Source organism: Neobacillus sp. NPDC097160 (assembly GCF_044762155.1).
GTDB lineage: Bacteria > Bacillota > Bacilli > Bacillales > Cytobacillaceae > Neobacillus.
This window is the reverse complement of record NZ_JBIWDU010000002.1, coordinates 34,575-54,598: the sequence shown is the minus strand read 5'-3', so window position 1 is coordinate 54,598 and position 20,024 is coordinate 34,575. Positions and strand designations below refer to the sequence as shown.

Sequence of the window (20,024 nt, the reverse complement as noted above, 5' to 3'; positions counted from 1 at the left end):
CCGCATGTATGATAAATAAAAAAGATTTAGGGGGTATAAAAGCTTATGAAGAAAAAGTCTTTTAAATGGCTGTTGATTTCTCTATTAGCCATCAGCATGTTTTTAGTTGGCTGCAACAGCAAAACGAATAATGAAACTGATGGAAAAAAAGATCCTGGTACTAGTAATGGTTCCAAAAAGGATACACTCGTGTATGGCCGTGGCGGGGACTCCACGTCCTTGGACCCAATTACCACAACCGAAGGGGAAGCATTTAAAGTAACAGAAAATATTTTTGAAACCTTGCTCGAATATGGGGAGAAGGATACAACCATCCAGCCGGGGCTAGCTGAAAAATGGGAAGCTTCTGATGATGGATTAACGTACACATTCAAACTGCATCAAGGAGTGAAATTCCATGACGGCACTGATTTTAACGCAGACGCGGTGGTCTTTAACTTTGACCGCTGGATGAATGGGAATGACGAGAAATTTCCTTACTATACGATGTTTGGCGGTTATAAAGCAGATGAAGGGCACGTCATTAAAGAAGTTAAAGCTATTGATGCTAACACAGTTCAGTTTGTATTGAAACGTCCTCAGGCTCCGTTCCTGAAAAACCTGGCGATGTCACCATTTGGAATTGCTAGCCCTGAGGCAGTTAAAAAGTGGGGCGACGATTTCAGAAGTCATCCAGTAGGAACAGGTCCATTTAAATTTGTTGAATGGAAAAAGAAAGACCGGATTGTCGTTGAAAAAAATCCAGACTACTGGCAAAAGGGCTTACCGAAGTTAAACAAAATCATTTTCCGTGTTATTCCAGAAAATGCTGCACGTCTTAACGCCCTTGCAAAAGGTGAAATCGACGTCATGGACGGGTTGAATAACTCGGATGAGGAAACAGTTAAATCTAACGACAAACTACAAATTATCGAACGACCTTCCATGAACGTTGGTTATATTGGATTAACCAATACCCATAAACCATTTGACAATAAGCTTGTTCGTCAGGCCATTAACTACGCTGTTGATAAAAAGGCCATCATTGATGCTTTCTATGGCGGCAAAGCACTTCCTGCCAAAAACCCAATGCCTCCTTCCATTGAAGGCTATAATGATGCGATTCAGGAGTATCCTTATGATTTAGAAAAGGCAAAAGCGCTATTGAAGGAAGCAGGGTATGAGAAAGGATTTAAAATGGAATTATGGGCAATGCCTGTTGCTCGTCCATACATGCCAGAAGCACAGAAGGTTGCTGAGGTAATCCAAGAAAGCTTAAGCAAAATCGGGGTAACAGCAGAAATCAAATCGGTTGACTGGGCCACCTATTTAGAAAAAGCAACCAAAGGGGAGTTTGATGCCTTCATGCTTGGCTGGACAGGCGACAACGGCGACCCTGATAACTTTATTTACACCTTGCTCGATAAAGACGCCATCGGCAGCAACAACTACGCTTACTACAGCAACGACGAACTGCATGACATCTTAATTGAGGCGCAAACAGAAACAGATCAAGCGAAGCGTAACGAGCTTTATAAAAAAGCACAAGAAATCATCCATGAAGATGCTCCATGGGTGCCACTTGTCCACTCAACACCACTGTTGGCCGCATCAAAGGACGTACTGAACTACGTACCACATCCAACAGGGTCTGAATGCTTAAGTAAAGTGGAATTTAAATAATCTTTAAGAGTGAAGGGGAGGGAGCAGTGTGGTGCCTCCCCTTTTCTTAACATCAGTCTCCATTTTTCGGGGGGCGGGTTCCAATAAGGCCTAAAGGATACCTTTTTCAGAGGTTCAGAGTACCAGATAATTCTTTTTATAAAAAGAGGTGAGTTATTATGTTAACCTATACAGTCCGGCGTATTCTTGCATTATTTCCGGTTTTAATTGGGATGACCCTTGTTGTTTTTGCCATTATTCATGCGATTCCGGGAAATCCAGCTCAAGTGATACTTGGACAAAGGGCAACGAAAGAAGCGGTCGCCAACTTGACAGCGCAATTAGGGCTGGACAGGCCGTGGTACATACAGTATGTCGATTATATTAAATCATTGCTTCATGGCGATTTAGGTATTTCACTGGAGACAAGATTACCGATTAACGAAGAAATATGGCCATACCTGGCTGCTACATTGGAACTAACCGTTGTAGCAATGGTAATCGCCATCATTATCGGCGTGAATGCCGGGATTATCAGCGCCTGGTTTTCAAATTCATGGTTTGATTATGTAGCCATGGTTCTTGCCTTAATTGGCGTGTCAATGCCGATTTTTTGGCTGGGTTTAATGGAGCAATGGGCTTTTTCTATTGAATTGGGCTGGCTTCCGACAACGGGAAGAGAGGACGTCAGGGATCCTATTACAGCGATAACCAATCTTTATATGCTCGATACATTAATGCAGGGCAGATTTGATCAATTTGTCACGGTAATCAAGCATCTCATCTTACCGAGCCTTGCCCTCGCCACCATCCCGATGGCGATTATTGCAAGGATGACCCGGGCAGCCATGCTTGAGGTTATGAAATCCGATTACATTCGTACAGCTAGAGCGAAAGGCCTCAGAATGTTTTGGGTAGTGTACAAGCACTCACTTAAAAATGCTATTATTCCTGTGCTCACGGTTATTGGATTGCAGACAGGGCTGCTTTTAGGAGGAGCAATCCTAACAGAAACCATCTTTAGCTGGCCGGGTATTGGCCGTTATTTATACGACGCCATTGGCTATCGTGATTATCCAGTCATTCAGTCCGGAATTTTAATCATTGCAGCTATCTTTGTACTTATCAATCTAATAGTTGACCTATTATATGTCATAGTGGATCCAAGAATTAAGTTTACTAAATAAGGAGGGGATCAAGAGTGGCAGAATTAGCGAAAAACACGGCAGACATCTCGATGATACCTGCCGAGGAAAAGTTGGTACCTCCGTGGAAGGAGGCATGGCAATCCTTTTATAAAAATCGCTTAGCACTTGCAGGATTATGTATAGTTATATTTTTTATCATTATAGCCATTATAGCCCCTTTGATTGCCCCGTATGGCTTTAAAGAACAGGTATTGGCAGATCGGATGCAGGCACCATCAAGTAAGCATTGGTTCGGAACTGATGATTTTGGACGAGATATTTTTTCGCGAGTGCTCTATGGTGCACGAATTTCTTTATGGGTCGGATTTTTCTCGGTGTTAGGGTCTGTTGTTTTTGGAACATTGCTTGGTATTGTGGCGGGATACTATGGCCGCTGGGTCGATGCGATTATTTCCCGTGTTTTTGATGTCATGCTTGCCTTTCCAAGTATTCTTTTAGCGATTGCTGTTGTTGCGATTCTAGGACCTTCTTTGAAAAATGCTTTGATTGCGATTGCGGTTATTAATATCCCTAATTTTGGCCGGCTTGTCAGATCAAAGGTTTTAAGTGTGAAACAAGAGGAATATATCATGGCAGCACGGGCAGTTGGAATGAAGGATACGAGAATTCTCTTAAGACACATTCTACCTAACAGTATTTCTCCGGTAATTGTCCAAGCCACATTAGCGATTGCAACAGCAATCATCGAAGCCGCTGCCTTAGGTTTTCTCGGCCTGGGTGCCCAGCCGCCTGAGCCTGAATGGGGAAAAATGCTTGCCGATTCTAAAAATTACATTACAAATGCCCCTTGGACGCTATTTTTTCCGGGGATGGCGATTATGCTGACGGTACTTGGATTTAATTTAATGGGGGATGGATTACGGGATGTTCTGGATCCGAAAATGAAAAACTAGGAGACTCCACGGGGGTCTCTCATTTTTTTACAAAGATCTAAAAAGTGGGCGAATTGAAATATTGTTATTTGATGTTGGAAAGGCTTATAATTAAAAAAAATTCAGAAAAATCACTTTGACTTATTGTTCTATCATAAGGGGGATTGAAAGGGTTTGGCTAATAAAAGCATTGTTTTTATCGGGTTTATGGGAGTAGGAAAAACTACAATTGGTAAACTTGTTGCTGAAAAGCTGGGGCGAAAATTTATTGATGTTGATGAAGAAATTGAAAAACATTATGATATGAAGGTTTCGGAAATTTTCGAAAAAATTGGAGAGAAGGCCTTTCGAGATAAAGAAAAAAGTGTCATCACCAGTCTATGCGAACAGAAAGGAAAGATTTTATCTTTAGGCGGCGGTGCCTTTTTGCAAGAAGACATCCGAAAGGTTTGCTTGTCTTCTAGTTTTGTTATTTTTCTAGATTTGTCCTTTGAAAAATGGAAGGAAAGAATCAGCCTAATTATTGACAGCCGCCCAGTAATGCAAGGAAAGTCATTAGCAGAAATGGAAGAGCTGTTTATTAAAAGGCAGGAAGTGTATGCAAAGCATCATTTGAAGGTGAATACGGATGACCAAGCTCCAGAAGAAATTGCTGATTTAATAATACATGCTGTAAATGAGAAGGTGTAAAACATGATAAAAACAATAACCGTTAGAGGGTTGACAATTGGTGAAGGAGCTCCAAAAATTTGTGTCCCAATGGTAGGAGAAACCCTATTGGAATTAAAGGCTGAAGCAGCCCATTTAAAAACACTAGATTTAGATCTTGTTGAATGGCGGGTAGATTTTTTTGAACACGTTGAAAATATCGGGAAAGTAAAGGAAGCCGCGGAAGAAATCCGTGCTATCCTAGCTGATATACCGTTAATCTTTACATTCCGCAGTGTTAAAGAGGGCGGCGAAAAGGAAATTAGCGGTGAATATTACATAGAGTTAAATAAATTAGTTGCGGAAACAGAATTGGTTGATTTCATTGATATAGAGTTATTTAATGATGAAAAAGAAGTAAGAACACTAATTGAAATTGCCCATGGGTATGGGGTGTACGTCATCCTTTCGAATCATGATTTTGAAAATACACCATCGAAGGAAGAAATCGTGTCACGATTACGGAAAGCACAGGAATTGGGGGGGGACCTCCCGAAAATGGCGGTAATGCCAACATGTGCCGCTGATGTGCTAACATTATTGGATGCAACCAACACAATGAACGAACAGTACGCGGATAGACCAATCATAACAATGTCAATGGGGGGCAAAGGGGTTATCAGTCGTTTAGCCGGGGAATTATTTGGCTCAGCATTAACATTTGGAGCGGCAAATAAAACTTCAGCTCCAGGACAGGTAAATGTTCTGGAATTACGAAGAGTACTAAAACTGTTACATGCAAATATATGAATGCAAAAAGCACTCCTTGGGGTGCTTTTTTGCATCCACAAATATGACAATTGTCACATGAACTTATTCCTCCAGTCACTATAAGAGCCAAGTGATTTCGAATATGATTACATTAGAAAAACGAAAAGGGAGTTGGGAACATGTTACTAGAAGTGAACAATCTAATTAAACGATATGGTGATTTCCTTGCTTTAGATCATATAACATTTGCGATAAACGAAGGAGAAATTTTTGGTCTATTGGGGCCAAATGGAGCGGGTAAAACAACGACAATCAGTATTATCTCGAGTCTTACCCAATATGATGGCGGAGAGGTAAAGTTTCTAGGGCAAGAAATTAAACGCCATGAAATGGAAGTAAAGCGGGAACTTGGTATTGTTCCCCAAGAGATCGCCTTATTTGAAGATTTAACAGTGTATGAAAATTTGGATTACTTCGGCCGGCTTTATGGCCTTAGGGGAAGTCTTTTAAAGGAAAGAATCGAGGAAGCACTCCGATTTACAGGGCTTACTGATAGACAGAAGGATCGACCAAAAGGATTTTCCGGCGGGATGAAACGTAGATTAAATATTGCCTGTGCTATCTTGCATCATCCAAAGCTCATTATTATGGATGAACCAACTGTGGGAATCGATCCGCAATCAAGGAATCATATTTTGCAATCAATCAAAGAATTGAACAAAATGGGGTCGACGATTATCTATACCTCCCATTACATGGAAGAGGTTGAAGAAATATGTACGCGAGTGGCCATTGTCGATCATGGCAGGGTCATCGCCCAGGGAACGAAGGAAGAACTAACCTCGCTCGTTTCCACTGAGGAAAAATTGGTTATTGAATTATCTTCTATCAATTACACAGTCGTAGAACAAATTAAATCAATCTCTAGCATTCGCGAATGCAGCATCAAAGGAAACAGCTTAGAAGTGATTGGGAAAAAAGGAGAACATAATGTCAGTCGTGTGATCAATCTTTTGACGGAGGTTGGAATAGAAATTCTATCTTTGAATGTGGAAAAACCGAGTTTAGAAGCCGTGTTCCTAACCCTTACAGGAAGATCCCTACGAGATTAAGAGAAGGAAGAGGTGAATTCAATGAAATTATTATCCATTGCCTACTATACGTTTATTCGTAATGTAAGAGATATTAAAGCAATGACTGCGTTTATTTTACTGCCTATTCTAATGATCCTTATTCTTGGTAAGGCACTTGATAGTGCCTATACGCCAAAGAAAATCGATCCAATGAATGTTGGTTATTTTACTAAAGATGACGGGATTTTAAACAGTTCGATGACTGAATTTTTATCAGCAAAAGAAACACGCTCCATATTGGAAGTGAAAAAGGTTAATTCGCTTGAAAGTGGCATAGATCAAGTCAAGTCCGGAAAGTTAAAAGGGCTGATTTATCTTTCAACAGGAACCTCCGACCAATTCAAAAAGGGCGAACAAGTGAAAATTAATTTTTACAGCAAGGAGAAAAACTCCTACGTGCAGCCAGTATTAGAGAGTTTTGTTCGCACTTTTAATATTGGAAACACACTCATCAAGCTTAATGGAAAGCAGCTACAGCCTAATTCCAACCCTTCTATTATTAAAGAAGTAAAGTTAGTGACAGAAGGAAAAATACCACGCGGAATTGATTATTATGCGCTAACTGCTTTATTTCAATCGCTGCTGTTCGGAGCCATATTTGGGGTATTTGCGATTACGAAGGATATGGGAAATCACACAAATATCCGTATGATCGCCGCTCCAATCCAGGGTAGTAAAATCATTCTTGGAAAATTAACAGGAAGTACGATGACCTTGTTTGGGATTTCCATATTAATTTTTCTTATCTCTAAATTTGCCTTTAAAGCAAATTGGGATGGCAGCTTATGGATTATTCTGCTAGTACTCTTCTTGTTTTCAACTATTTCCGTCGCCTTGGGCATGATTTTAGCGTATTTGTCAAAAAGCACAATGGCGTCTTCGCTCGGTATCTTCATTGTTGGAACTGTTCTAACGTTAGTTGCCGGTGGATTTTCGCGAATGGATGGGAAAGTAATTGAAATGCTAAGTTACCTTTCACCGAACACCTATGCGCAAAAGACGTTATTCACGAATATTTATGAAGGTACCTTCGCGCAATCGAATATTTTAAGCCTAGTTTGCTATACAATTATTGTTGTTACCCTTACTTTTATAACCGGAAGGAGGAGAGTGGCATGACTATTTTTGTAAATACTTTAAAAAGAATTTTCCGCAATAAAGTTCAAATTTTCTTTATCTTGCTGTTTCCACTTGCATTTATGTCGTTGGGCTTTATTGGTCAGGAACAAACTGTAAAGGTAGCGGTAATCGATCATGATCATACGAAGTTTACAGCTGATTTGGTACGGAATCTAAAAACTAAAGCAGAAATTCGGGACGTTAAAGAGGAAAATATAAGCAATGATCTCAAAATATTAAAGGTTGATTATGTTGTTGTGATTGAAAAGGGGTTTACTGATGACCTTATTCAAGGGAAAGATGGAGGGATTACGAGTTATTCTGTCAAAGAGTCAAACTTCTCTAAGCCGGTAAGTGCATTCCTAGAGCAATGGCTTAATCATGCCAAGATGGTTGTGGAGGCGGCGCAGCATAATCCTGATTCCTTTTACACTGAATTCACAAATTACGATCAGCATGGTGCGATTCAACTTGACCACAAGTTAGCCGTTAATGAAGGAGCAGAAAGAACAAGATCGGTGTTGGGCTACCTGATTATATCAATGTTGTACACCTCCTTAATTGTTGGATTGTTCATCATTTTTAATAAGAATAACCACACACTCTATCGAACACTTACAGCACCTGTAAAAATTAAAACCTACATGCTTCAAATTGTTAGCAGCTTTCTATGTGTTTCTTTTATTCAAATTTCTTTTGTCCTTCTGATTTTAAAATATGTTTACAAACTGTATCTCGGCAGTGCTGGATTTTCTATCTTTGTCTTGTTGCTACTGTTTTCATTAGTGACTGTATCATTCGGAGTGGCAATCAGCTCAATTTCGAAAAATATCATTCAAGCATGCTTAATCGGTATTTGTTTGGTTGCACCGCTGGCAATGCTCGGTGGTGCTTACTTCCCACTCGAATTTGCGCCGGATATCATCAAGACTTTAAGTAACTTCACACCAGTATCATGGGTGATTACAGGCATAGAAAAACTATTGCAGGGACAGTCGCTATTTGCACTTGGAAAAGAAGTATTAATATTAATCGTTTTCTCCTTTATTTTCTTCCTGTTAGGCACATTTAGAAAGGCAGATATTGCTAAATAAAGTATAATGAAGGAAAAGATTACAGGCAGGGGATGACATGAATTATATCGTTAAGGTAGCGATTCTCCTATACCTTTGTTTAGAAATAATTATCAATCAGGATATACCATACCAACAATTCTTAATTCTCCTGGTAATAATAGCTGTTAATATTTTTAAAGAAAGATATTTCGCTTCTGTTTATTTAACCATCGTAACGCTGCTGCTCACATGTGCAGCCGTTACGATGGATTTCCGTTTTTCCATATTATTTGCACTTTGCAGCTATGACTTTATGTTAAAAAGAATATATGTTGGAGTGGGTGTAACGGTTTTCAGTATGATCTATTTACTTAGATTAAGTGATTTGCTTCAAACCAACCTTTTAATCGTTCTTATTAGCAGTTTACTAGCTTTTGTTATTCGTTATGGGAAGGAAGAGCGAGAACGTTTTAAACAAACAGTCGATAACGAGCGCCGGCTCCGGTATGAACTTGAAGATACAAAGGCAAAGCTGCTGCATTCGTCAAAAGAAGTAGCGAATATTGCTGAGGTCAGGGAGCGGAATCGAATTGCCCAGGAGATACATGATAGTATTGGGCACAGCATTGCAGGGATCTTGTTTCAACTACAAGCGGCATACAAACTTCATTCAAGGGATCAAGGGAAATCACTGCTAATGATTGAAAAATCAATTGAGGGTTTGGCAAAATCGGTCGAGTTACTTCGCGATACTGTACATAATATCAAGCCAAAACAACATTTAGGCATAGACTATATAAAAAACATTATAGACCATTTCGGTTTTTGCCCAGTTGAGTTTAAATTGAGCGGTGATATTAATACCATACCTGCTAGTCATCTAGAATTATTGAGTACGAATTTAAAAGAGGCACTAACGAATGCATCGCGGTATTCGCATGCAACAAAAATGTATGTACAAATTGAAATAACAGATCAATATACAAGGCTTTACATTAAAGACAATGGGGTAGGGTGTAAAACAATTAAGGATGGGCTTGGACTTAGCGGTATGAGGGAAAGGGTTAGAAATGTTGGTGGCAGCCTTTCGATCTCTGCAAGTGCTGGCTTTTTAATTGTGTGTTTAATTCCTAAGCAAGAAGGGAGTGGGATTTTTGAAGGTTCTAATCGTTGATGATGATGCATTAATTCGTGATGGATTGAAGATTCTAATTGAACTTGAAGCAGATTTTGAGGTTACGGGAACCGCAGTAAATGGTCAGGAAGCGTTTGAAATGTGTCAAAAGCAGCGCCCTGACCTTGTCTTAATGGATATTCGCATGCCTGTTATGGACGGTGTATTGGGTACAAAACTAATAAAGCAACATTTCAATAATATTAAAGTAGTAATCTTAACAACCTTTAAGGATGATGATTATATCAAAGAGGCGATAAAAAGCGGCGCTGAAGGGTATATCTTGAAAAACCAACCATCTGATAGCATCATTGAAAGCCTTCGGGCAGTGGGGATGGGGAATATCGTTTTAGAAAGAGAAGTTGCCAGTGCTCTTTCGACAATGCTTAAGGATGGGAAGAAGGCTCCCTTAAAGTTGGGGTTATCTGATCGTGAACAAGAAATTTTAAGTCTTATTGCTGAAGGCCTATCCAATAAGGAAATTGCGGAACGGATTTATTTAAGTGAGGGAACAATACGGAACTATACAACGGGGCTACTTGAAAAATTGAAGCTTAGGGATCGGACGCAGCTGGCGATTTTTTATTTGAAGAATTTTTAATAAATCAAATCAAAGTTCTTGCTAAAGCAGGAGCTTTTTTTATGCATAAATATTGTATAATTATAAAATCAATAATGTAAGCGTTTTCAATATAAAAGGTTATTATTTTCAGTCTAAATAAAAAATTAAGTCATTTTAATATTGAATAATTATATATATGTATGTATAATAATTCATTATATAAGCAACATGGGAGTTGAAGAAATGAAGGCTGCGATTATCGGTGGAACAGGTTATGGGTCAATTGAGTTAGTCAGATTAATAAATAAGCATCCTTTTATGGAGATTGGTTCTGTAGTTTCTAACTCCCAAGCAGGGTTTAGATTTAGCGATGTTTATCCACATCTTTCTAACATTATTGTTGAACCACTTGAAACGTTCAATCCTGATAGATTAAGTGAAGAAAATGATTTTGTATTTTTTGCAACACCATCAGGGGTGAGTAGTAAGCTTGCTCCGAAACTAATAGAAAAAGGTAAAAAATGTGTAGATTTGTCTGGAGATTTCCGGCTAAGAAATGCGAAGGAATATGAATCATGGTATAAGCACTCACCTGCTGATGAGAAATATATAAATCAAGCAACCTATGGATTAAGTGAAATTTATGCAGAAAAAATAAAAACTTCTAATCTAATCGCGAACCCGGGCTGCTATCCTACAGCATCCACTCTTGGATTATTGCCCATCTTGAAAACAAATTTGGCGGATTACGAATCCATTATTATTGATGCCAAATCAGGAGTGTCCGGTGCGGGAAGAGGGCTTTCATTAACCGCGCATTACGGTGAAATAAATGAAAACTTAAAAGCTTATAAACTAGGAGCACATCAGCATATTCCGGAAATTGAGCAAGTGTTACAGGATGAATCGGGAAATCCTATCACGATTACCTTTACTACTCACCTGGTACCAATGACAAGGGGAATAATGTGTACGATATACGTGAAGCTAAAAGAAAATATTAAAACAAAGGAAATTCACCATATATACAGTGAATTTTATAAAAATAAACCATTTGTCAGAGTCAGACCGGAAGGAATGGTACCGGCTACAAAAGAAGTACTTGGCTCAAACTTTTGTGACCTAGGTCTTCATGTGGATCCTAGAACAAATTGCTTAACTATAATTTCTGTCATTGACAATTTAGTAAAAGGGGCGGCAGGTCAGGCGATTCAAAACGCCAATATCATGAACGGCTGGGATGAACGAACAGGACTCACAGATATTCCATTGTATCCATAAAAAATAAATTGTTAGTCACCTAGTTATACGACCAAGGGGAATAATAAGGGGGAAATAAAATTGGCGCAAGCAACATCATTAAAGGAAATTGTTGTTATAGAAGTTGGGAGTATAACATTGCCTCAGGGATATAAAGCTGGCGGAATACACTGTGGCATTAAAAGAAAAAGACTCGATTTAGGCTATATTGTTTCGGAAGTACCAGCTACAGTAGCTGGTGTTTATACAACAAATATTTTCCAGGCAGCTCCATTATTGGTTACGCAAGAAAGTATTGCAAAAGAAAATAAAGCTCAAGCGATTCTCGTGAATTCTGGTAATGCAAATGCTTGTACAGGTGAGCAAGGAATTGCTGATGCACTTCAAATGCAAAAAGAATTCGCTAACGAACTTGGAATTCAAGAACATCTAGTTGCAGTAACCTCCACAGGAGTTATTGGTGAACTGTTGCCAATGGATAAAATCAAAACTGGCATTAAGCAAATTCTCCAGAAAGAGTATGAACATGAAGAAAATTTCAAACAAGCAATTTTAACAACAGATACTTGTACAAAGCAGATTGCCGTTCAGTTTACCATTGATGGTAAAAAAGTGAGTATCGGTGGAACATCCAAGGGTTCAGGAATGATTCATCCAAACATGGCGACAATGCTTGGTTTCGTCACCACAGATGCAAATATTGCCCATGAAGATCTTCTAAATGCATTAAGAGAAGTAACGAATACAACATTCAATATGATCACAGTCGACGGGGACACGAGTACAAATGACATGGTGTTGGTAATGGCAAACGGCTTAGCAGAGAATAACCAACTGACAAAGGATCATCCAGAATGGGACATTTTTAAACAAGGATTACAAATCGTTTGTGAATCACTTGCTAAAAAAATTGCCCGTGACGGTGAAGGCGCAACTAAGCTAGTTGAAGTGCAAGTTGATGGGGCGTTTAGTCTGGAAGCAGCAAGAGCAGTTGGAAAATCAATCATCTCTTCTAATCTTGTAAAAACAGCCATCTATGGAACGGATCCAAACTGGGGAAGAATCGTAACAGCTGCTGGATACAGTGGAGTTCCAATCGAACCTAACTTATTAGAGGTTTCCATAGGCGAATACAAGGTTTTTGAAAAAGGTTTGCCTTGCCCGTTTGTTGAAGAGGAAGTAAAAGGCTATTTAGAAAATGAAAATGTTGTCATTCATGTTGAATTAAATCAAGGCGATTTCAGCGCAACTGCTTGGGGATGCGACCTAACCTATGATTATGTAAAAATCAACGCATCCTACCGTACTTAAGGAGGAAGGAAAATGAAATATTTAGTCATTAAGTGCGGCGGAAGTGTATTAGATAATCTGCCAAGGTCATTCTTCGAAGATGTGGTCAAAATGCACCAATTTGGAGAGTGGGCACCCATTATTGTCCATGGCGGCGGCCCGTTAATAACTTCATTATTAAAAAGCCTTAACGTAGAAACCAAATTTGTGAATGGTCTCAGAGTAACAGACCACCAAGTATTAGATGTAGTCGAAATGGTCCTAAGTGGATCTGTAAATAAGCAAGTTGTCCGAAATATTGCCGAAGTAGGAGGGAGTGCCGTTGGCATTAGTGGTGTCGATGGCGGCCTACTGAAGGCAGTGCCAACAGAGAATGCTAAAACATTAGGCTTTGTTGGTGAAGTAGTCGAAGTGAATCAAAGCATCATTAAAGGTATTATCTATCAGGGATATATTCCCGTAATTTCCCCAGTCGGGGTTGATTCCGGTGGTCAACGCTACAACATTAACGGTGATATTGCCGCTTCAGCTGTTGCCAAAGCTTTAGAAGCCAATCTTTGCTTTATTAGTGATATACCCGGAATCTTAGTTGAAAAGAACGGTATCAAGACAAAGCTCGACAAAGTTTCAAAAGTCATTATCGAAGAAATGATCGATAATCAAACGATTTACGGCGGTATGATTCCAAAAGTAAAAGCAGCTATTGATGGTTTAGTTCATAACATCCCAGAGGTTGGAATCATAAACGGATTTGAAAAAAATAGTCTAATAGATTATTCGAACGGAAAATGCGTCGGAACAAAAATTGTCTTAGAAGAGGTGATTGCATAATGCCAACTAATACTTCTGTCTCTCATATCTCATCGGTAATGCCAACGTACGCGCGTTTCCCCGTCACCATAGCTAAAGGAAAAGGAAGTTACGTTTGGGACGATCAAGAAAACAAATATTTAGATTTCACTTCCGGGATTGCTACCTGTAACCTAGGCCATGTGCCCGAGACAGTTAAAGAAAAACTCGAAGAACAATTGCAAAACATATGGCACTGCTCAAACCTCTACAACATCCCGAACCAGGAGCAGCTTGCAGCGCTGCTTACGGCAAACAGCTGTGGTGATCAAGTCTTTTTCTGCAACAGCGGTGCGGAAGCAAACGAAGCAGCCATTAAATTAGCACGAAGATATGCAAACAAGGTAAAGGGCAGCGGCTCGGCTGAAGTTGTTACATTCGAGCAATCATTTCATGGAAGAACATTAGCGACCTTAACGGCCACTGGTCAGGAAAAAATCCAGCAGGGATTTTCACCACTTATGCCGGGATTCAGCTACCTCCCGTTCAATGACAGCGAGGCGCTTGATCAGCTTCAGACAATCAAACCGACTGCAGTACTACTTGAGCTAGTCCAAGGCGAAGGCGGCGTCATTCCCGCAAACCAGGACTGGGTGAAAAAACTTGCCGAAATTTGTAAAGACAACGACATCCTGCTGATGGTCGATGAAATTCAAACAGGAATCGGTCGAACAGGCACCCTTTTTGTCTACGAGCAATACGGAATCGAACCGGATGTCATCAGCATTGCGAAAGGTCTCGGCTCAGGATTTCCAATCGGAGCCATCATTGCCAAAGAAGAAGCGGCAAAGGGCTTTGAACCAGGCAGCCACGGCAGTACATTTGGCGGGAATCCATTGGCGACAGCAGCGGGACTTGCGACCGTTACCCATATACTTGAAAGTAATTTACTTAAACATGTTACCGATATCACGGTGTACTTAGATCAGCAACTCCAAGACCTGAAGGAAAAATACACTTTTATAAAAGAAATCCGCGGAATTGGGCTGCTAAAAGGATTGGTCATCGAGACGAATGCCTTAGAAATTGTCCAAAAGGCAATTAATAATAACCTACTTATTTTAACAGCTGGCCCGAATGTCATTCGGATTTTACCACCGTTAACCGTCACAAAAGAAGAAATCAACGAATTTGCGAACAAATTGGAAAGTGCTTTCCAAAGTATAGAGAAGGGCGAGTGAGTATTTTGGAGAATGGATATCTTACTTTGGAAACGGGAGAAGTATTTGAAGGAGTCCTAATCGGTGCAGAAATGGATTCACACGGAGAAGTAGTCTTTAACACGAGCATGACCGGATACCAGGAGATCATCACTGATCCTTCGTACGCCGGTCAAATCATAACCTTCTGTTATCCGATAATCGGAAGCTATGGAATCAATGCACTGGATGATGAAAGTATTACACCTGCCTTATCGGGGGTCGTTATAGGTGATTTATGTGAAACACCGAGCCATTATCAATCAATTAATAAATTTTCAGAAAAACTAAAACAGGCAGGGGTTACCGGAATTGCGGGGGTTGATACAAGACTTCTTGTCAAAACAATTCGCAGCCGCGGGACAGTCAAAGGTTACTTAAGCAATACAAAGGAAGCAAACTTTTCCACAGCAGAAAAGCTGCCATTATGGGTAGAAAAAGTATCAACGAAGAAGACGCAATTTTTCAAAAACCGCGGACCGCATGTAGTCTTAATGGATTTTGGCTATAAAAAATCCATTCTAAATGCCCTATTAGAAGAAAATTGTGCGGTGACGATTGTGCCTTACAATACTTCTTTTGAAAAAATTAAAGCCATTAATCCGGAAGGTGTCCTGTTAAGCAACGGACCTGGCGACCCAATGGAACTTAAAAAGTGGTTCCCTGAAATTCAAAAAATTACCCAATCCTACCCGACACTCGGAATTTGCCTAGGACACCAACTTATTGCTCTTGCCTATGGAGCCAAAACCACGAAACTCGCCTATGGCCATCGCGGCGGCAATCATCCGGTTAAGGAGCTTAACACTGGAAAGGTAAAAATTACTGCCCAAAATCACGGGTATGTTGTCGTTGATGACAGTATTGATGAGAACGTTTTTGATGTCACCTACCGAAATGTGAATGACAAATCGATAGAAGGATTAAAGCATCAAAGCTATCAAATCCAAACGGTACAATTTCATCCGGAAGCCCATCCGGGGCCAAGCGATACAGAATATATTTTAAAAGATTTCGTAAAACAGTTAGCTTCATTAGGAGAGAAAGTCTATGCCGTTAAATAAAAACCTGAAAAAAGTACTTGTCATCGGATCTGGCCCGATCGTCATTGGCCAGGCAGCAGAATTTGATTATGCCGGTACCCAAGCGTGTATCGCCCTAAAAGAAGAGGGGATCGAGGTCGTTTTAATCAATAATAACCCGGCAACAATTATGACGGATGAGGCCATTGCCGACAAGGTATATATCGAACCGCTAAACGTGGCAACCATTGAAAAAATCATTCAAAAAGAACAGCCGGATGGAGTGATTGGCACCCTTGGCGGCCAGACGGGTCTGAATTTAACCGTTCAGCTTTTTGAACAAAACATTTTAGAAAAATACAATGTGGAACTTCTTGGCACCTCCGTTGAATCGATTAAAAATGGTGAGGACAGAGAAAAGTTTCGCAACCTGATGCTTGAAATCGGTGAACCGATCCCGGAATCAGCGATCATTCACAGCCTTGCAGAAGGGGCAGCCTTTGTTAAAGAAATTGGCTTTCCGGTTATTATTCGCCCAGCCTATACCCTTGGTGGAGAAGGAGGCGGCTTTGCCTACAATAATGAAGAATTCGAAATCGTCCTTAAGAAGGGCTTAGCAGCAAGTCCAATTCAACAAGTTTTAGTCGAAAAAAGCATTAAGGGCTGGAAAGAAATTGAATATGAGGTCATGAGGGACGCAAATGATACCTGCATCATTGTGTGCAACATGGAAAACATGGATCCTGTCGGTGTTCATACAGGTGATTCCATTGTTGTCGCACCATCGCAGACATTAACAGATGTTCAATATCAAATGCTCCGTGACGTTTCGATAAAAGTAATCAGAGAACTAAAGATTATTGGTGGCTGCAACATCCAGTTCGCCCTTCACCCGGAATCGAACCAATATTACATCATTGAAGTAAACCCAAGGGTAAGCCGTTCGTCAGCACTTGCTTCAAAGGCAACCGGTTATCCGATTGCCCGAATGGCAGCCAAATGTGCCATTGGGTATCACCTCGATGAGATTATCAATCCGATAACAGGTAACACCTTTGCTTCATTTGAGCCGGCGATTGATTATATTGTGGTAAAACTGCCCCGCTTTCCGTTTGACAAGTTTCCTGAAGCAGACAGGACGCTTGGGACACAAATGAAAGCAACGGGAGAGGTCATGGCGATTGACCGGACCTTTGAAGGGGCATTAAATAAAGCAATTCGGTCGATGGAAATGAACGTTTATGGACTTTGTCGAGATGTAAATAAATCATTACGTGAAGGAGTCCTTTTTGAACTGCTTGAAAAGGCCAATGATCAACGATTATTTATTATTGCTGAAGCATTCCGAAGAGGGATCTCACTTGAAAAAGTTCAACAGTTGACCGAGATTGACCCATGGTTTTTGCACAAAATTAGCTCAATCGTTGCGTTAGAAAAAGAACTAGCCTCCTATCAATGGAGTAATGTTCCCATAACACTGCTGAAAGAAGCAAAACGAAATAATGTTGCTGATAAGCTGTTAGCGCAAATGTTTACGATCCCGGAAAAACAGGTCAGAAACAAGTGGAAAGAACTCAACTGGAAGCCAGGTTATAAAATGGTTGACACTTGTTCTGCAGAGTTCGATGCTGTAACTCCTTACTACTATTCGACTTGGCACGGCTTTGATGAAGTAGAAATAACGGACAAGAAAAAGATTCTCGTTATTGGCTCAGGTCCGATTCGGATTGGCCAGGGCATTGAATTTGATTACTGCTCCGTCCACACCGCAAAAGCCATCAAGAAAAAAGGCTATGAGGCAGTTGTCATTAATAACAATCCGGAGACTGTTAGTACCGATTATTCTATAGCTGACAGCCTTTATTTTGAACCACTTGCTGCTGAAGATGTCCTTCATGTTATTGAAAAAGAGCAGGTTGAAGGTGTATTGATTCAGTTCGGCGGACAAACGGCAATTAATTTGGCACATGAGTTAAAAGAAGAGGGCGTCAACATTTTAGGGACAACAGTTGAAAATATAAATCTTCTTGAAGATCGAAAGGAATTTTATCAGCTTTTAGAAGACTTAAATATCCCGCATATCGAAGGTAAAACCGTTTCCCAGCCGGAAGAACTAATTGAGGCTGCGGCTACTCTTGGCTACCCGGTTCTAGTACGGCCATCATACGTTATCGGCGGTCAAGCGATGTTTACGATTTTTTCAGAAGAGGAATTAAAGCAGTATATCATTCAGCTGGAGGAAAATTCTCATGCTGAGATGTGGCCGTTATTAGTCGACAAATTTATGCCTGGGCTTGAGTCTGAGATTGATGTGATCAGTGATGGCTGCACAATCGTTATTCCGGGAATTTTCGAGCATGTTGAAAAAGCCGGTGTTCACTCTGGTGACAGTATTTCGGTGTTCCCGCCAATCTCGATGTCTGAAAAAACTAAAGAAACCATCATTCATTATGCAGAAAAAATTGCTGCATCAGCACCAGTGATCGGCATGATGAACATTCAATTTGTTATTTATGATGACGAGGTATATGTGCTAGAAGTAAATCCACGTTCGTCAAGAACAGTGCCGATCATTAGTAAAGTAACAAGTATTCCAATGATTGAATGGGCTGTAAGAGTCCAATTAGGAGAAAAGTTAACCGATTTATCTGAAGTTCAAGGTTTGCTCCCTGAGCCGGATTACTATTCCGTCAAAGCTCCCGTATTTTCATCAAGTAAGCTGAAAGGCGTGGATCATGTGCTTGGCCCGGAAATGAAGTCCACAGGGGAAGTTCTTGGGATGGGCGTAACGTATCAAGCAGCACTTGAAAAAGCGTTTCCCGCGCTTGGGGAAAATACAGAAGAAAATTATCTGTTTTGTTCTATATCTGATCGAGAAAAACCGGCAAGTCTTTCTATTGTTCAAGAACTTTGCCAACTCGATTATAAGATTGCTGCGACAGAGGGAACAGCGAGGTATTTTCAAAACAATGGGATTCCTGTTGAATGTGTAGTCAAGGATGAAAAAGAAGTAAATGAACTTTTCAGAAACCAGCCCATTAAGTCTGTCATTAATATTCCGAACCAAGGACGACAAAAGCAAAAATTTGGTTTTCAAATTCGTGAGCATGCTGTACGTTACAAAGTCCCTGTGTTTACACATTTAGATACAGTTGAGGCGATCATCGGATTACGTGGTCAATTTTTATCAGACTCTGAAGTTCTAACAGTCCGTGAGTTTTACGATTTAGAAAAAAGGGGTGCAAAAACATGGTAGAAACCTATAAAGTAAGTGAAATAGAAAAAACACAATTAAAAGGGAAAGATTTTTTACAACTCTCCGATTTCAGCACAGATGAAATCCTCTACATGCTGGATATGGCACAGGAATTAAAGGCATTGCAAAAACAAGGTAAACCACAGCCGCATTTAAGCGGAAAGGTGTTAGGAATGATTTTTGAAAAATCCTCAACCCGTACAAGGGTATCGTTTGAGGTCGGCATGTTGCAGCTCGGCGGCCATGCCATTTTCCTAAGCTCGAAAGATATCCAGCTTGGAAGGGGAGAGAGTATTTCCGATACAGCGAAGGTATTATCCCGCTATGTAGACGGTATTATGATTCGAACTTTTTCACATGATTCGGTCGAAGAATTAGCTAGTCACGCAACTGTACCTGTTATAAACGGATTAACAGACCTCCAGCACCCAACCCAGGTGTTGGCAGACCTGCTGACCATCTTAGAGCATAAAGGTAAATTAGCCGGCTTAAAGCTGTGTTATATCGGTGACGGCAATAACAATATGGCCCATTCATTAATGGAGGGCGCGGTCAAAGTAGGAATGGATATAAGCATCGCAAGTCCAGCCGGATATTTGCCTAATGGAAAAATTACCGAAAAAGCCATTCAGGCTGGTAAATTGACAGGTAGTCAAATTGTGGTAACAAATGATCCGATTGAAGCTATTAAGGATGCGGATGTCATCGTCACAGATGTTTGGACCAGTATGGGTCAGGAAGAAGAAACTGCATTAAGATTAGAGGCATTCCGAGGCTTCCAAGTTAATGAGAATTTATGCAAGCATGCGAAAGCCGATTTTATCTTTTTACACTGTTTACCGGCTCATCGAGGCGAAGAGGTTACCGCGGAGGTCATTGATGGCTCTCATTCAGTCGTATTTGATGAAGCAGAGAATCGCCTTCATGCACAAAAAGCAATTTTAAAACTTTTATTAACTTAATTG

At 40.3% G+C, this 20,024-nt stretch carries 17 protein-coding genes; all 17 read left to right on the top strand.

The window, feature by feature from the left end; genetic code table 11:
* The first annotated feature begins 45 nt into the window (after positions 1-45).
* Positions 46-1,662, top strand: coding sequence for an ABC transporter substrate-binding protein (locus tag ACIQXV_RS02210; protein WP_402955414.1), 1,617 nt, complete (start codon positions 46-48; stop codon positions 1,660-1,662).
* Between the two features lie 158 nt (positions 1,663-1,820).
* On the top strand, positions 1,821-2,828 hold the full coding sequence (locus ACIQXV_RS02205; protein WP_402955411.1) for an ABC transporter permease: 1,008 nt from the start codon (positions 1,821-1,823) through the stop codon (positions 2,826-2,828).
* Positions 2,829-2,842: 14 nt separating this feature from the next.
* Positions 2,843-3,742, top strand: coding sequence for a nickel transporter permease (gene nikC / locus ACIQXV_RS02200; RefSeq protein WP_402955408.1), 900 nt, complete (start codon positions 2,843-2,845; stop codon positions 3,740-3,742).
* Between the two features lie 153 nt (positions 3,743-3,895).
* Positions 3,896-4,411, top strand: a complete 516-nt coding sequence (locus ACIQXV_RS02195) for a shikimate kinase (protein ID WP_402955405.1) — start codon at positions 3,896-3,898, stop codon at positions 4,409-4,411.
* A 3-nt stretch (positions 4,412-4,414) separates the two neighbouring features.
* Positions 4,415-5,179, top strand: coding sequence for a type I 3-dehydroquinate dehydratase (gene aroD, locus ACIQXV_RS02190; RefSeq protein WP_402955402.1), 765 nt, complete (start codon positions 4,415-4,417; stop codon positions 5,177-5,179).
* Positions 5,180-5,319: 140 nt separating this feature from the next.
* A complete protein-coding gene (locus tag ACIQXV_RS02185; RefSeq protein ID WP_402955399.1) occupies positions 5,320-6,252 on the top strand; it encodes an ABC transporter ATP-binding protein in 933 nt (310 codons plus the stop codon).
* Positions 6,253-6,273: 21 nt separating this feature from the next.
* A complete protein-coding gene (locus ACIQXV_RS02180) occupies positions 6,274-7,392 on the top strand; it encodes an ABC transporter permease (protein WP_402955396.1) in 1,119 nt (372 codons plus the stop codon).
* Positions 7,389-8,486 carry an ABC transporter permease gene (locus ACIQXV_RS02175; RefSeq protein ID WP_402955393.1) on the top strand — a complete coding sequence of 366 codons (1,098 nt, stop codon included), beginning with the start codon at positions 7,389-7,391 and terminating at the stop codon, positions 8,484-8,486. The genes ACIQXV_RS02180 and ACIQXV_RS02175 overlap by 4 nt, the downstream gene beginning before the upstream one ends.
* Before the next feature lie 37 nt (positions 8,487-8,523).
* Positions 8,524-9,621, top strand: coding sequence for a sensor histidine kinase (locus ACIQXV_RS02170; RefSeq protein ID WP_402955390.1), 1,098 nt, complete (start codon positions 8,524-8,526; stop codon positions 9,619-9,621).
* Positions 9,593-10,222, top strand: coding sequence for a response regulator transcription factor (locus tag ACIQXV_RS02165; protein ID WP_402955386.1), 630 nt, complete (start codon positions 9,593-9,595; stop codon positions 10,220-10,222). Before ACIQXV_RS02170 ends, ACIQXV_RS02165 begins: the two co-directional genes overlap by 29 nt.
* A gap of 204 nt (positions 10,223-10,426) precedes the next feature.
* Positions 10,427-11,464: an N-acetyl-gamma-glutamyl-phosphate reductase gene (gene argC / locus ACIQXV_RS02160; RefSeq protein WP_402955383.1), complete on the top strand. Its 1,038-nt coding sequence runs from the start codon at positions 10,427-10,429 to the stop codon at positions 11,462-11,464.
* A gap of 60 nt (positions 11,465-11,524) precedes the next feature.
* The gene (gene argJ / locus ACIQXV_RS02155) at positions 11,525-12,754 is read left to right on the top strand and encodes a bifunctional ornithine acetyltransferase/N-acetylglutamate synthase (RefSeq protein ID WP_402955380.1); all 1,230 of its coding nucleotides are present in this window, start codon (positions 11,525-11,527) and stop codon (positions 12,752-12,754) included.
* 12 nt (positions 12,755-12,766) lie between these two features.
* Positions 12,767-13,564, top strand: coding sequence for an acetylglutamate kinase (gene argB, locus ACIQXV_RS02150; protein WP_402955377.1), 798 nt, complete (start codon positions 12,767-12,769; stop codon positions 13,562-13,564).
* Positions 13,564-14,763: an acetylornithine transaminase gene (locus tag ACIQXV_RS02145; protein WP_402955374.1), complete on the top strand. Its 1,200-nt coding sequence runs from the start codon at positions 13,564-13,566 to the stop codon at positions 14,761-14,763. Before argB ends, ACIQXV_RS02145 begins: the two co-directional genes overlap by 1 nt.
* A 5-nt stretch (positions 14,764-14,768) precedes the next feature.
* Positions 14,769-15,845, top strand: coding sequence for a carbamoyl phosphate synthase small subunit (locus ACIQXV_RS02140; RefSeq protein WP_402956304.1), 1,077 nt, complete (start codon positions 14,769-14,771; stop codon positions 15,843-15,845).
* The gene (gene carB, locus ACIQXV_RS02135; RefSeq protein ID WP_402955371.1) at positions 15,832-19,059 is read left to right on the top strand and encodes a carbamoyl-phosphate synthase (glutamine-hydrolyzing) large subunit; all 3,228 of its coding nucleotides are present in this window, start codon (positions 15,832-15,834) and stop codon (positions 19,057-19,059) included. Before ACIQXV_RS02140 ends, carB begins: the two co-directional genes overlap by 14 nt.
* On the top strand, positions 19,053-20,021 hold the full coding sequence (gene argF, locus ACIQXV_RS02130) for an ornithine carbamoyltransferase (protein WP_402955368.1): 969 nt from the start codon (positions 19,053-19,055) through the stop codon (positions 20,019-20,021). Before carB ends, argF begins: the two co-directional genes overlap by 7 nt.
* Positions 20,022-20,024: the final 3 nt, after the last annotated feature.